General features: G+C 63.1%; 10 protein-coding genes and 1 tRNA gene. 7 read left to right on the top strand and 4 right to left on the bottom strand.

The window, feature by feature from the left end; translation table 11 throughout:
- Window positions 1–29: 29 nt before the first annotated feature.
- Complete coding sequence (gene purL / locus F568_RS0101750) at window positions 30–3,962, top strand: phosphoribosylformylglycinamidine synthase (RefSeq protein WP_019016976.1); 3,933 nt, start codon at window positions 30–32, stop codon at window positions 3,960–3,962.
- Between the two features lie 63 nt (window positions 3,963–4,025).
- Here the strand turns inward: purL and eat are convergent, their stop codons facing one another.
- The 3 genes from eat to F568_RS0101735 are packed head-to-tail and all read right to left on the bottom strand — an operon-like array spanning window position 4,026 to window position 7,725.
- The gene (gene eat / locus F568_RS0101745) at window positions 4,026–5,456 is read right to left on the bottom strand and encodes an ethanolamine permease (RefSeq protein ID WP_019016975.1); all 1,431 of its coding nucleotides are present in this window, start codon (window positions 5,454–5,456) and stop codon (window positions 4,026–4,028) included.
- Between the two features lie 33 nt (window positions 5,457–5,489).
- On the bottom strand, window positions 5,490–6,320 hold the full coding sequence (gene eutC / locus F568_RS0101740; RefSeq protein ID WP_019016974.1) for an ethanolamine ammonia-lyase subunit EutC: 831 nt from the start codon (window positions 6,318–6,320) through the stop codon (window positions 5,490–5,492).
- Window positions 6,310–7,725, bottom strand: coding sequence for an ethanolamine ammonia-lyase subunit EutB (locus tag F568_RS0101735; RefSeq protein ID WP_019016973.1), 1,416 nt, complete (start codon window positions 7,723–7,725; stop codon window positions 6,310–6,312). The genes eutC and F568_RS0101735 overlap by 11 nt, the downstream gene beginning before the upstream one ends.
- Window positions 7,726–7,924: 199 nt before the next feature.
- Here F568_RS0101735 and F568_RS0101730 point away from each other — a divergent pair, with 199 nt between their 5' ends.
- Complete coding sequence (locus F568_RS0101730) at window positions 7,925–8,896, top strand: helix-turn-helix domain-containing protein (protein ID WP_019016972.1); 972 nt, start codon at window positions 7,925–7,927, stop codon at window positions 8,894–8,896.
- A gap of 9 nt (window positions 8,897–8,905) precedes the next feature.
- On the opposite strand, the gene F568_RS0101725 is transcribed toward F568_RS0101730, so the two are convergent.
- Complete coding sequence (locus F568_RS0101725) at window positions 8,906–9,118, bottom strand: hypothetical protein (RefSeq protein WP_019016971.1); 213 nt, start codon at window positions 9,116–9,118, stop codon at window positions 8,906–8,908.
- 186 nt (window positions 9,119–9,304) lie between these two features.
- Here F568_RS0101725 and radD point away from each other — a divergent pair, with 186 nt between their 5' ends.
- The 5 genes from radD to F568_RS0101700 all read left to right on the top strand — a co-directional run bounded on the left by radD (window position 9,305) and on the right by F568_RS0101700 (window position 13,982).
- A complete protein-coding gene (gene radD, locus F568_RS0101720; protein WP_019016970.1) occupies window positions 9,305–11,077 on the top strand; it encodes a DNA repair helicase RadD in 1,773 nt (590 codons plus the stop codon).
- An 88-nt stretch (window positions 11,078–11,165) separates the two neighbouring features.
- Window positions 11,166–12,092: a segregation and condensation protein A gene (locus tag F568_RS0101715; protein WP_026300266.1), complete on the top strand. Its 927-nt coding sequence runs from the start codon at window positions 11,166–11,168 to the stop codon at window positions 12,090–12,092.
- Window positions 12,092–12,967, top strand: coding sequence for an SMC-Scp complex subunit ScpB (gene scpB, locus F568_RS0101710; protein ID WP_019016968.1), 876 nt, complete (start codon window positions 12,092–12,094; stop codon window positions 12,965–12,967). Before F568_RS0101715 ends, scpB begins: the two co-directional genes overlap by 1 nt.
- On the top strand, window positions 12,964–13,836 hold the full coding sequence (gene rluB / locus F568_RS0101705) for a 23S rRNA pseudouridine(2605) synthase RluB (RefSeq protein WP_019016967.1): 873 nt from the start codon (window positions 12,964–12,966) through the stop codon (window positions 13,834–13,836). Before scpB ends, rluB begins: the two co-directional genes overlap by 4 nt.
- A 70-nt stretch (window positions 13,837–13,906) precedes the next feature.
- Window positions 13,907–13,982, top strand: a tRNA-Lys gene (locus F568_RS0101700).
- The last annotated feature ends 1 nt before the right edge of the window (window position 13,983 follow it).

Raw genomic sequence — 13,983 nt, 5'->3', positions numbered from 1 at the left:
TTCGGCTTTCTTCAGAGGCTTCTTCCGAAATGCTCGAACTGCGAGGAGCGCCCGCCCTTTCCGATTTTCGTCATGCCAAGCTGTTGGCTTCGCTGCGTGCCCAGGTGCCCGAGGTGGAGTCCCTGCATGCCGATTATGTCCACTTCGTCGATCTCGATGGTGACCTGGACGCCGACGCCCGCACGGTGCTCGAAAGCCTGCTGACCTACGGCAGGAGCTACGACGCCGACGAGTCCCGCGAGGGCCATCTGTTCCTGGTCGTACCGCGCCTGGGCACGTTGTCGCCGTGGTCGTCCAAGGCCACCGACATCGCCCACAACTGCGGCCTGTCACAGGTCCGCCGCATCGAACGCGGCGTGGCCTACCGCGTCAAGCTGGGCGGCGTGCTCAGCGAAGAAGCGTTCAACGCTATCGTCGCCATGCTGCACGACCGCATGACCGAGTCCGTACTGGCCAACGCGTCCGACGCGGTCAAGTTGTTCGCTCATCACGATCCCGCGCCACTTGGGCAGGTGGACATTCTGGAGGGTGGGCGAGCCGCGCTGGAGGCCGCCAACGGCGAGTTGGGTCTGGCGCTGGCCGAAGACGAGATCGATTACCTCGTGCAGTCCTTCCAGGACTTGGGGCGTAACCCCAGCGACGTCGAGCTGATGATGTTTGCTCAGGCCAACTCCGAGCACTGTCGTCACAAGATCTTCAATGCCGAGTGGACCATCGATGGCGAGTTGCAGTCGCACTCGCTGTTCAAGATGATCAAGAACACCTACGAGCAGTCCCCCGACGATATCCTGTCGGCATACAGCGATAACGCCGCGGTCATCAAGGGCAGTGAGGCGGGCCGCTTCTTCGCCACACCGCTGACCGGCAAGGCGGACGAGACGGCGACCTACCGCACCGAGCATGAGCCGATCCACATTCTGATGAAGGTGGAGACCCACAATCACCCTACCGCCATCGCGCCGTTCCCCGGCGCGGCGACCGGCTCCGGCGGTGAGATTCGCGATGAGGGCGCGACCGGGATCGGCGGCAAGCCCAAGGCCGGCCTGACCGGCTTCGCGGTCTCCAATCTGCGGATTCCCGAGTTCGTCCAGCCCTGGGAAGCCTTCGACTACGGCAAGCCCGAGCGTATCAAGAGTGCACTGGACATCATGCTCGAGGCGCCCATCGGCGGCGCGGCATTCAATAACGAGTTCGGCCGCCCCAACCTGACCGGTTACTTCCGTACTTACGAGCAGGATGCAGTGGACGCCGAGGGCATCGAGCGACGCGGCTATCATAAGCCCGTGATGGTCGCCGGTGGCTACGGCAACATCCGGGCCGAGCACGTCGAGAAGGGCGATATCCCGGTCGGCGCCAAGCTGATCGTCATGGGTGGCCCGGCGATGCTCATTGGCCTCGGAGGCGGGGCCGCCTCGTCCATGGCTTCCGGCAGTTCCAGCGAGGACCTCGATTTCGCCTCCGTACAGCGAGAGAACCCCGAGATGGAGCGCCGCGCGCAGGAAGTCATCGACCGCTGCTGGGCGCTGGGTGAAGGCAACCCGATCCGCTTTATCCACGACGTCGGTGCTGGTGGTCTATCCAACGCACTGCCGGAACTGGTCAAGGACGGTGGCCGTGGCGGTCGCTTTGAACTACGCGCCGTGCCCAATGCCGAGCCGGGCATGAGCCCGCTGGAAATCTGGTGCAACGAGGCTCAGGAACGCTACGTGCTGGCGGTGGCCCCGGAGGATCTCGATACCTTCGATGCATTGTGCGAGCGTGAGCGTTGCCCCTACGCCGTGGTCGGTGAGGCCGTCGAAGAGCATCACCTCAGCGTCCACGACGGACACTTCGAGAGCCAGCCCATCGACCTGCCGATGAGCGTACTGTTCGGCAAGCCGCCCAAGATGCAGCGCGAGTTCGAGCGCCAGAGCCTCGAGATGCCGGGCGCGGATTTCGATAATTTGGACCTTCGCGAAGCGCTGGATCGAGTATTACGCTTACCGGCGGTAGCTTCCAAGAGCTTCCTGATTACTATCGGCGATCGTTCGATCACCGGTATGGTTGCCCGCGACCAGATGGTCGGGCCGTGGCAGGTGCCGGTAGCCGACGTGGCGGTGACCACAGCCAGCTACGATACCCATGCCGGCGAGGCCATGGCGATGGGTGAGCGCCCACCGGTGGCGCTGATCGACCCCGCGGCGAGTGCCCGTCTGGCCGTCGCCGAGGCGCTCACCAACCTGGCCGCGGCGCCGATTGCCAGGATCGAGGACGTCAAGCTCTCCGCCAACTGGATGAGCGCGGCTGACCATCCCGGCGAGAACCAGGCGCTATACGACGCCGTTCACGCCGTGGGCATGGAACTCTGTCCGCAATTGGGCATTGCCATTCCGGTGGGCAAGGACTCGATGTCGATGCGCACCGCCTGGCAGGAGGGCGAGGGCGACGATGTCGAGCAGAAAGCGATCACTGCACCGCTGACCCTCAACGTGACCGGCTTTGCTCCGGTACTCGATGCGCTGAAAACACTAACCCCGCAACTGCGCCTGGACCAGGACGAGAGCGATCTGATCCTCATCGATCTGGGTGGCGGCAGAAACCGCCTGGGTGGCTCGGCACTGGCCCAGGTCTACGGCCAAGTGGGCGATGAGTGCCCCGACCTGGATGACGCCGAGGACCTGAAGGCATTTTTCACCGTAATCCAGGGGCTGAATGCCGACGGCAAGCTGCTTGCCTATCACGACCGCAGCGACGGCGGTCTGATCGTGACCCTGCTGGAGATGGCCTTCGCCGGTCGCGGTGGCCTGGAGATCAAGCTCGATTGGTTGGTCGACGACGGTTACGCTGCGCCCAGCGCGCTGTTCGCCGAAGAGCTCGGCGCGGTGATTCAGGTCAACCGACAGGACACCGAGTTCGTGCTGGCACAGTTCGCTGCGGCGGGAATCGATACGTGTGGTGTCATCGCACGCCCGCGCTATGACGATCAGGTGCGCGTAACGTTGTTCGAAGAGCCGTTGCTCGAGACCACCCGCGCCCTGACCCAGCGCACCTGGGCGGAGACCAGCTACCGCCTGCAGGCGCTGCGCGACAATCCCGACTGCGCCAAGTCTGAGTTCGACGACTTGCTGGACCTGCGCGATCCGGGGCTGTCTGCCGAGCCGACCTTCGATGTCGACGAAGACATCACCGCGCCGTTTATCAACACCGCACGGCCGCGCATGGCGATCCTGCGCGAGCAGGGCGTCAACGGCCAGCTCGAGATGGCGGCCAACTTCGACAAGGCCGGCTTCGAGTCCGTCGATGTGCATATGAGCGACATCCTCGCTGGTCGCGTGACTCTCGACGAGTTCAACGGACTGGTCGCCTGTGGTGGCTTCTCCTATGGCGACGTGCTTGGTGCCGGCGGCGGCTGGGCCAAGTCGGTGCTGTTCAACGCGCGCGCCCGTGAACAGTTCGCAGCGTTCTTCGAGCGCGACGACAGCTTTGCATTGGGCGTGTGCAATGGTTGCCAGATGCTCTCTCAACTCAAGGAGCTGATCCCCGGTACCGAAAACTGGCCGCGTTTCGTTCGCAACGAGTCCGAGCAGTTCGAGGCGCGCGTGTCGATGGTACAGGTCGAAAAGAGCCCATCGATACTGCTGGCCGGTATGGAAGGCTCGCGCTTGCCGATTGCCGTGGCTCATGGCGAGGGGCGCGCCGAATTCCGCGATAGTGCCCACCTGCGAAGCATGCAGGGCAGCGGCCAAATCGCGGTTCGCTACATCGATAACTACGGGCAGGTGACCTCGCGTTATCCAGCCAACCCCAACGGCTCGCCGGCAGGCATCACCGGGCTGACCAACGATGACGGTCGCGTCACCATTCTGATGCCGCACCCCGAGCGTGTCGCCCGTGCGGTGACCAACTCCTGGCGCCCCCAGGAGTGGACGAAGGATGGTGCGTGGATGCGCATGTTCCGCAACGCGCGGGTGTGGGTGGGCTGAGCGCGCCTGCCCGGCAAACGAAAACCGCGACCCTCGGGTCGCGGTTTTTTTAGGTAGATAATTTCAGGTTGGGGTTGCGGCGGGAGGTACGTCGTGGCTCAGGCTGCTTTCCGCATCGGCGACCAACTGGAACTCCTCTTCGGCAGTCTTGGCGACCAGTTTGTGGCGGCTGTAGAGGAAGTAATACGCCGCGCCGATTACGAACAGCACGATCGTATAGTTGAACGCGCGAGGATCGAAGGCATACACCCCGGTCAGCGCCACCAGCGACAGTACCAGTGCGACGGAAGACGTCACGATGCCACCCGGCGTCTTGTAGGGGCGGGGCAGGTCAGGACGCTTGAAGCGCAGCAGAATGTGGCTGAGCGCCATCAGCGCGTAGGACAGTGTGGCACCCACCACGGCCATGCCCAGGATCAGGTCGCCTTCACCGCTCAACGAGACCAGAAAACCGAACACGCCCGGCACGACGAGTGCCCAGGTCGGCGCCTTGCGCCGGCTGGTCAGCGACAGCGCTTTCGGCAGGTAACCGGCACGCGACAGCGCGAAGACCAGGCGACTATAGCCGTAGATGATCGAGAAAAACGAGGCGACCAGCCCGGCCAGGCCGAGCACGTTGACCACCGTAGCCAGCGTTCCGCTGCCAGTGGCATTAAGTGCATCGACCAGCGGCACGCCGCTTTGCCCAATGGCCTCGGCACCCGCCGCACCGGCGAGCAGAAAGACCACCAGCACCGCCGTAAACAGCAAAAATACCATGGCGCCGATGATGCCCTTGGGCACGTCGCGTGCCGGATCCTTGGACTCTTCGGCGGCCAGTGGGACGCCTTCCACTGCCAGGAAAAGCCACATGCCGAACGGTAGCGCTGCCCAGATGCCGGCCCAGCCGAAAGGCATGAAAGCGTTGGCGCCCGCTGCGTCAGTGGGGGCGATGTCGAACAACCGGCTGGTATCGAAGTCGCCAAGCAGGGCAATGGCGGTAGCAACGATGGCGAACACTGCCAGGCCGCTGATCACCATCATCACCTTCAAGGCTTCGCCTACGCCGGCCAAGTGGATACCGATGAATACCATATAGAACAGGGCATAGACCAGTGGCCCGTTGATGCCCAACAGTTCCTCCACGGCGGCACCGATGAAAATCACGATGGCCGCCGGCGCCAATGCATATTCGATGAGCACCGCCAGGCCGGTCAAATAGCCACCCGCCGGCCCCATGGCCTGGCGTGCGAAGCTGTAGCCACCGCCAGCGGCGGGAATCGCCGCTGACATTTCCGCCAGTGCCAGCACCAGGGCGAAGTACATCAGACCCATCAGCACGGCGGCGATGGCGAAGCCGCCCCAGCCGGCTTCGGCGATGCCGAAGTTCCAGCCGGCGAAGTCGCCGGAAATCACGTAGGACACGCCGAGACCGGCCAGCAGAATCCAGCCGGCGGTACCCTTGCGCAGTTGACGTTTGGCCAGGTAATCCTGGTCGACGGGGTGGTCGCTCATGCGACATCTCCTTGCCTGTTGTTGTTGGAGCGCTCAAGAAATCAGGAAGTTGTGGATGCCATCGGCTTGATGGTCTATCACATCGTCCTGGGTTCGATCCTTCAGCTGCACGCCGGACAGTTGTTTCTGGCGCGACTCGCGCAGCAGGTAAAGCAACCGTCGGCTGGCCTCGGGGTAGGTCAGGCCTGCCGGACGTACGTTGGAGATGCAGTTGCGATAGGCATCGGTGAGACCTACCTTCGGCGCCCAGGTCAGGTAGAGTCCCAGGCTGTCGGGTGAGCTCAATCCGGGCCGCTCGCCGATCATGACCAGCACCGCCCGGGCATTGAGCAATTCGCCGATCTCGTCGCCGATGGCGACTCGCCCTTGCTCGACCACTGTCACCGGCGCCAGGTGCCAGTCATGCTGCGGATCGTTGTCCAGCGCATTGAGCAGCGCATCCAGAAACGGTGCAGCATTCTGTTGTATCGCCCTTGAGGAGAGGCCGTCGACGATGACGATGGCCAAGTCGTAAGGGGCCTGCGGCGTATCTTCGCTGTGACTCAACCGCTCGCGGGAGGCCTCGTCGAGTCGCCGTCCCCAGTCCGGGCGCTGCAGGTAAGTCATGCGATCCACGGCGCGGCTGTGCACGACGACTGGAGGAACGTCGCCCCCCATCTCGGCCAACTGATGGCACAGATCATCGACATCGAGCGGCAGGTGCACGGCATCCTGGGCGCGGGCGTGAGCCAGTTGGAATTCCAGCAGTCGGTCGGTGGGCAAGCTGATACCGGCCCGGCCCAGGCCGATACGCGCATCGGTGAATTCACGCAGTCGCCGCCAAGGGTTGGCCGTGACGCCGTTGCTTGGCAGGTTATCCGTCATGGTCGGCTCCGGCGGGCAGGTTGGCCAGCGAGCGGGCGAAGGCACCGGGCAAGCCGGGGTTGAGGCGATGCGAGGCGACGTCCTCGAAGATCGCCATCTCTGCCAGCCAGCGCTCGAACTCGGGGGCCGGGCCCAGCCCCAGCACGCGGCGTGCGTAGAGCGCATCGTGGAACGAGGTGGTTTGATAGTTGAGCATGATGTCGTCCGAACCGGGGATGCCCATGATGAAGCTGCAGCCCGCCACGCCGAGCAGTGTGAGGAGGTTGTCCATGTCGTTCTGGTCGGCCTCGGCGTGGTTGGTGTAGCAGATATCGCAGCCCATCGGCACGCCGAGCAGCTTGCCGCAGAAATGGTCTTCCAGCCCGGCGCGGATGATCTCCTTGCCATCGAACAGGTATTCGGGGCCGATGAAACCCACCACCGTATTGACCAATAGCGGGTCGAAATGGCGCGCCACGGCGTAGGCACGCGCCTCGCAGGTCTGTTGGTCGAGGCCGTGATGGGCGCCAGCGGACAGCGCGCTGCCTTGACCGGTCTCGAAATACATGACGTTGTCGCCCACCGTGCCTCGCTTCAGTGACTTGGCGGCATCCTGGGCTTCGGCCAGCACGCTGAGATTGAAACCGAAGCTGGCGTTGGTGGCCTCGGTGCCACCGATCGACTGAAAGACCAGATCGACCGGCGCGCCCTGCCCGATGGCCTCCAGGGTGTTGGTGACATGGGTCAGTACGCAGGACTGAGTGGGGATGGCGTACTTGCGGATCACTTCGTCCATCAGGTGCATCAGCTTGATGCTCTGTGCGACGTTATCGGTGGCAGGGTTGATGCCGATTACCGCATCGCCGTTGCCATAGAGCAGGCCGTCGAGAATGCTCGCGGCGATGCCGGTTACGTCATCGGTCGGGTGGTTGGGTTGCAGGCGCGTCGACAGCCGACCCGGCAGGCCGATGGTGTTACGGAATGCCGTGGTGACTCGACATTTGCGGGCCACCAGGATCAGGTCCTGATTGCGCATGATCTTGCTGACTGCGGCGGCCATTTCCGGCGTGATGCCGGCTCGCACACCGGCGAGCACCTCGGGGGTGGCCAGGTCGCTGAGCAGCCAGTTGCGAAAGTCGCCGACGGTCAGGTGAGCAATGGGGGCAAGCGCCCCGGCGTCGTGGGTATCCACGATCAGGCGGGTGATCTCGTCGCTTTCGTAGGGGATCAGCAGATCCTCGAGAAATGTCTTCAGTGGCAGCTCGGCCAGTGCCATCTGCGCTACCACGCGTTCTTCGGCGGACGTGGCAATCACTCCCGCCAGGCGGTCTCCCGAGCGTGCCGGCGTCGCCTTGGCCATCAGCTCGGCCAGATTCTTGAAGCGGTAGCGTTGGCCACCTAGCGTGTAGTTGTACTCCTCGGCCATATGATGCCTACCTCAACAGGCGTCCTGGGTGTATCACGGACGTACCCGATCTTTCAGGGCGGAACGAAACTTGCTTATTCAAGGTAGCGAGGCCACCGATGGCGCCGTTATCGATTTTTGGCAAAACTGAGTTTTTACCTAAAAACAACGAGTTGCAGCCGGAGGCGCAAAAGGCGCTTTACGGAGGAGGAGGGACAGCGTGCCGCTACAGACCCATGAAAACAAAAACGCACCAAAAAGGTGCGTCTGGGAGGCCCGAGATGCCGACGAGCATGCTCATAACCTTACCGACTGGCGACAGGAATACGATCAGGTCAGCGCCGGGGCCTTCTATGGTCGTATCGATGAGATTCAACTGGATGAGATGCAGATCTTCAAGGAACACACCAGTCAGGCCCTGCGCCAGCAGTGCAACGTCTGGCCGGAATCGTTGTGGATAGGCATACCCAGGGACCGGACCTGCCGAATCAATGGCCGGCCGGTGGGCGAGTACGAAGTGATGTGCCAGCCGGGGCGTTGCGACTTCGAACTGGTCACCCCGGAAGCTTTCGACATCTACGGGCTGGTGGTGAGCCGCCGACTGCTGGCGAGCGCTGCCGGCGAATCCGGCCTGGCGTTAATGGAGCGCGCACCCTCGACGTACATGCGGTTGCGCCTGCCATCTCACACGCGGAAAGCGGTTACCTTCCTGATAGAGCGGTTGTTAAGGGCCGATCGGGAAACACTGGCGCCCCAGGTTCACCGCGACATCCTGATGATGGCTCTGGTCGAGATGCTGCAGCAGAAAGTACCCAATGATGACGTACCACCGAGTTACAGTCATCGCAAGCGGGTCGTGGATCAGGTCAAGCGCTATGTCGATGCCCCAGAGTATGTGCCGGTGACCATGGCCGAGCTATGTGGGCTGACGCACGTCAGCCAGCGAACGCTGCAATACTGCTTTACCAGCATTCTGGGCATCAGCCCGGTACAGTTTCTGCGCACAGCACGCCTGAACCGGGTGCGCCGTGCCTTGGCGCACCCGGTTGACGGGACCACAGTGACCGGGGTGGCCAACGACTGGGGGTTTTATCACCTTGGCCAGTTCTCGCGAGACTATCGCCGTCTTTTCGGCGAACCGCCTTCCGAAACGCTGGCCCGTTATCGAGACGCCTCACTACTGCTCAGCTGATTTTTTACCTCAGCGAGGAGTGGGATCGACGCCCAGCTTGCGCTCCAGGTCGTCGAGCATGTGCTCGTAATGTCGGCTCAGGCTGTCGAAGCGGCCAAAGTCGTAGCCGCATTGGTCACAGAATACGTGATAGGCGCCCTCGCGGCCGGGCGGGAAGCGCTTCTCGCGGCTGGCGCACTCGGGACATTCGGGGCCAGTAGGGAGTTTTGCCGGGAATTTCATGGTTCCCCTCCTCTATGCGATGAGTGAGTTCCAGTGCCTTCCCTGGCCTTGTCTCATTAGTCTAGGTTCTGTCTGCAAAGTCGGCGAGCCTAGGTACTTTCCAGGCAGAACCTGGCAGTTCGGTATGATGACAAAGCCGAGTACAATGGCGGCATGTCGAACCATCCTTCAGGTGATGTCCGCGCCATGCCATCACCGCCTTCTCTTCGTCCCTACCAGCGCCAGGCCGTATCTCGCGTCGTCGAGCACTTTCGCGCCAGTGATGAGCCTGCCGTGGTCGTGCTGCCCACCGGTAGTGGGAAGTCCCTGGTCATCGCTGAACTGGCTCGCCTGGCGCGCGGACGGGTACTGGTGCTGGCCCACGTACGCGAGTTGGTCGAGCAGAACCATGCCAAGTATCAGGCTTACGGACTCGAGGCGGACATCTTCAGTGCCGGGCTGGGCCGCAAGGAGGCCGACCGTCAGGTGGTGTTCGGTTCGGTGCAGTCGGTAGTGCGCAATCTGGCCAGCTTCGATGATGGTGGTTTCACGCTGCTGGTCATCGACGAATGCCATCGTGTCTCGCCGGACGAGAACGCCAGCTACCGTCAGGTCATCGATCACCTGCGGCGCGCCAACCCGCGTCTCAAGATTCTCGGCCTGACCGCCACGCCGTTCCGGCTGGGACAGGGTTTCATCTACCATCGCCATTACCATGGCATGGTGCGCGGCGAGGAAGACAGTTTCTTCAAGGCTTGCGTGTTCGAGCAACCACTGCGCCTGATGGTCAAGCAGGGCTACCTGGCGCCACCTCTGCGCGTGGATGCGGCGGTCGAACGCTACGATTTTTCGCAGCTAGCGCCTAACGTCCGCGGGTTGTTTGCCGAGGAGGAGCTCAACCGGGTGGTACGCGGCAATCGCGCGACACCGACCATCCTTGCCGAGGTAGTCGAGCGGGCTCGGGAGCGACGCGGGGTAATGCTGTTCGCCGCGACGGTCGACCATGCCGAGGAGATCATGGGTTACCTGCCCGAAGGCGAGGCGGCGTTAATCACCGGCAATACCCCATCGCGTGAGCGAGAACGGCTGATCGATGACTTCAAGGCGCAACGGCTGAAGTATCTGGTCAACGTGGCGGTGTTGACTACCGGCTTCGATGCGCCGCATGTCGATCTGATTGCCATCCTGCGGCCGACCGAGTCGGTAAGCCTCTACCAGCAGATTGTCGGGCGAGGCCTGCGCCTGGCACCTGGAAAAGAGGACTGCCTGATTCTCGACTACGCCGGCAACCCTTGGGACCTGTACGCGCCCGAGGTCGGCTCGCCCAAGCCGGCCTCGGATGCCGAGCCGGTCCAGGTCGAGTGCCCGGCCTGCGGTCATGCCAACCTGTTCTGGGGCAAGCGCGACGGTGAGCTGGTCATTGAGCACTACGGTCGGCGTTGTCAGGGGCTGGTCGAGGATGAAGCGGGGCGTTCCCGGCAATGCGATTTTCGCTTCCGCTTCAAGGTCTGCGAGGCCTGCGGCGCCGAGAACGACATCGCGGCACGCAGCTGCCATGGTTGCGGCGAGCGTCTGGTCGACCCTGACGACAAGCTCAAGGACGCGTTGCGCCTCAAGGACGCGCGGGTATTGCGCGTCAGTGGCATGCAGCTAGCCGCCACCGTCAACGGCCGCGGCCTGCCGCGTCTCAAGGTGACCTATCACGACGAGGACGGTGCCACGCTGGATGAATGGTTTGCGCTGGAAACACCGGCCCAGCGCGGCGCATTCGCGGCCGCCTTTCTGCGTCATCACCTGCGTGCGCCCGGCAGTGCCTGGTGGCCTGCCTCGCCAGACGACGTCATCGCCGAGCGCCGCCGGTTGAAGGCGCCGGACTTCGTGATCGGCCGCCGTGTCGGGCGGCATTGGCAGGTGCGCGAGAAGCTATTCGACTATGTGGGACGCTACCGCAAGGCGGATAGTGCCGAATCGCCGGCCTGATAGACCGTATTTCGAATGCTAGGAGTCGACATCACTTGGTAGACTACGCGTTTGTCCGTCGCTGTCCGTACCGAAGGTCCCGCTGCCCGTGAGTGAAACGCCGGAAAGTGTTGCAATGTCCGAATCGCCGGTTGCCCAGCAGACGGCGGCGGTACTGGCGCGCTTGCATGACCAGCCAATCACCGAGCTGCCAGAGGATCTTTACATTCCGCCGGAGGCGTTGCGGGTCTTTCTAGAGTCCTTCGAGGGTCCGCTGGATCTGTTGCTCTACCTGATCCGCCGCCAGAACCTCGATATCCTGGCCATCGATGTCGCCGCGATCACCCATCAGTACATCGAATACATCGAGCTGATGAAGGCCCTGGAGATCGAGCTGGCTGGGGAGTATCTGCTGATGGCGGCGATGCTCGCCGAGATCAAGTCGCGTACGCTGCTGCCTCGCCCGCCCAAGGCCGAGGGCGAAGAGGACGAGGAGGATCCGCGTGCCGAGCTGATCCGCCGCCTGCAGGAGTATGAACGGCTCAAGATTGCCGCCGAGGGGCTGGATGAGTTGCCCCGCGTGGGGCGCGACTGGTACGGCGCCCAGGCGGGCCTGCCGTCACTGGAAACCCGGGTCATCCACCCCGAGGTCGAGCTCGACGAGTTGCTGCGTGCCCTGTCGGGCATCCTGCGGCGTGCCGAGCTGACCCAGACGCATACCATCAGCCGTGAGGTGCTCTCCACGCGCGAGCGCATGCTGCGTATCATGGAACGCCTCAGTCATGAGCATTTCACCCCTTTCGTGGCTCTCTTCACGCTCGAGGAAGGGCGAGCCGGGGTGATCGTCACCTTCATGGCGATTCTCGAGCTAGCCAAGGAATCGATGATCGAGATCGTGCAGAACGAGCCCCTGTCGCCCATTCATGTTCGTGCTCGCCAGCCGCTGGGCGAAGAGGGGGCCTACGAGGCCGAGGTTGCCGACACGGAGAGTGACTCGGACGACGTGGGCGAAAGCGCGTTCGAGGAGGCGACCTGATGGCCAGCGTGCGCCTCGACGAGATTCTCGAAGCGGCCCTGCTCGCGGCTGGCGAGCCGCTCCCGGTGGAGCGCCTGGAAGGCCTGTTCGATGAGCATGAGTGCCCGCCACGGCGCGAGCTGCGCGATGCGCTGGATGCCCTGGGTAATCGCCTGGAGAATTCCGCGCTGGAACTCATCGAGACCGCCTCCGGCTATCAGGTGCGTATTCGTCAGCGACTGTCGCCGTGGGTGTCGCGACTGTGGGACGAGCGGCCGCAGCGCTATTCTCGGGCCTTGCTGGAAACGTTGGCGCTGATCGCCTATCGTCAACCGGTCACTCGCGGTGATATCGAGGAGGTGCGCGGCGTGGCGGTTAGCAGCTCGATCATGCGCACCCTGAGTGAACGTGGCTGGATTCGTGTGGTCGGACATCGTGACGTACCGGGGCGTCCGGCGGTCTATGCTACGACAAGGCAGTTCCTTGATGACTTCGGCCTCAAGACCCTCGATGCCTTGCCGCCGATGCACGAACTCAAGGAGTTCGACCTGCCCGAGTCCCCGCTCTACGAGGACGACATCGATGTTCAGGCCCGTCAGGCCAGCGAGCCGCAGGCGGGAGGAGAGGAAGTCAACGAGCCCGTTACTGATGCGCAGAGCGACGATTCTGAGCATGACGCTGGGCAAACCGAATCACAGCAGGACTCGACGGCCGGGACGGCCGACGACACAACACACGCCGGGACGGCGTCCGCACGGCCGGAACTGAGCTTCGCCGATCTTGAAGCCCGTCTGGCCGAACGCGCCCGCAACCAACAGCCCGTCGATCGCGAACGCGACGAAGACGGCCTGGCCGGCGCGGAAAATTCATCCGACGAGAACACGTCCGATTCATGAACAGCAAGACACCACCTGCCTCAGAAAAGCTTCAGAAGGTCCTCGCGCGCGCCGGTCTGGGCTCGCGCCGCGAGATGGAAACCGCCATCAGTGCCGGCCGCGTCAAGGTCAATGGTCAGGTCGCCAGCCTGGGCGACCGCGTGGAAATGCGCGACAGGGTCACCTTCGACGATCGACCGATCAACCTGCGTGACGTCAACGAGGTGCCGCGTCGAGTGATCATGTACAACAAGCCCGAGGGCGAGCTGTGCACGCGCAAGGATCCCGAGGGTCGACGCACCGTCTTCGACCATCTGCCGCGCCTCAAGGGCGAACGCTGGATCGCCATCGGGCGTCTCGACATCAACACTAGTGGCCTGCTGCTGTTCACCACCGATGGTGAGCTGGCCAACCGTTTGATGCACCCGTCGACGCAGATCGAGCGTGAATACGCCGTACGCGTGATGGGCCAGGTAAAGCGCGAGCATATCGTGGCGATGGTCGAGGGCGTAATGCTCGAGGACGGCCCGGCACGCTTCACCGATGTGCAGGAGTTCGGTGGTGAAGGCATCAATACGTGGTTCCACGTAGTGATCATGGAAGGCCGCAACCGCGAGGTGCGCCGCCTATGGGAGTCCCAGGGCTTGACCGTCAGCCGCCTCAAGCGCGTGCGCTACGGCAACATCTTCCTCGACAAGCGCGCCAAGGCCGGTGAGTGGGTCGAACTCTCCCAGGAGGAGATCGACGATCTCTCTACCATGGCCGGCCTGACGCCGCGCAAGGTGCCCGATCTGACCCCCGATGAGAAGAACCGCTGGAGCCGCGACAAGCACAAGCGTCGCCCCGTCCAGGCCATGCGCAAACCCAAGCACGCCAAGCCGAAGCGCTGACGATTGATAATTAGGCAAATTTCTCTTGCCAGGATCGGGCGCGCTAAGTAACATATGCGCCCTGTCGGGAGGGTCGTTAGCTCAGTTGGTAGAGCAGTTGGCTTTTAACCAATTGGTCGTAGGTTCGAATCCTACACGACCCACCAT

The organism is Modicisalibacter luteus DSM 23508, assembly GCF_000378505.1.
Lineage (GTDB): Bacteria > Pseudomonadota > Gammaproteobacteria > Pseudomonadales > Halomonadaceae > Modicisalibacter > Modicisalibacter luteus.
Note: the sequence above shows the minus strand (reverse complement) of the source record. Positions and strands in the feature narration are given on the sequence as shown.

Excerpts from the sequence above, each read along its gene's own strand:
- purL (WP_019016976.1), top strand. The coding sequence starts at position 30 with ATGCTCGAACTGCGAGGAGCGCCCGCCCTTTCCGATTTTCGTCATGCC.
- F568_RS0101735 (WP_019016973.1), bottom strand. The coding sequence starts at position 7,725 with ATGGCCGAGGAGTACAACTACACGCTAGGTGGCCAACGCTACCGCTTC.
- rluB (WP_019016967.1), top strand. The coding sequence starts at position 12,964 with ATGAACAGCAAGACACCACCTGCCTCAGAAAAGCTTCAGAAGGTCCTC.
- radD (WP_019016970.1), top strand. The coding sequence starts at position 9,305 with ATGCCATCACCGCCTTCTCTTCGTCCCTACCAGCGCCAGGCCGTATCT.
- F568_RS0101725 (WP_019016971.1), bottom strand. The coding sequence starts at position 9,118 with ATGAAATTCCCGGCAAAACTCCCTACTGGCCCCGAATGTCCCGAGTGC.
- eat (WP_019016975.1), bottom strand. The coding sequence starts at position 5,456 with ATGAGCGACCACCCCGTCGACCAGGATTACCTGGCCAAACGTCAACTG.
- scpB (WP_019016968.1), top strand. The coding sequence starts at position 12,092 with ATGGCCAGCGTGCGCCTCGACGAGATTCTCGAAGCGGCCCTGCTCGCG.
- eutC (WP_019016974.1), bottom strand. The coding sequence starts at position 6,320 with ATGACGGATAACCTGCCAAGCAACGGCGTCACGGCCAACCCTTGGCGG.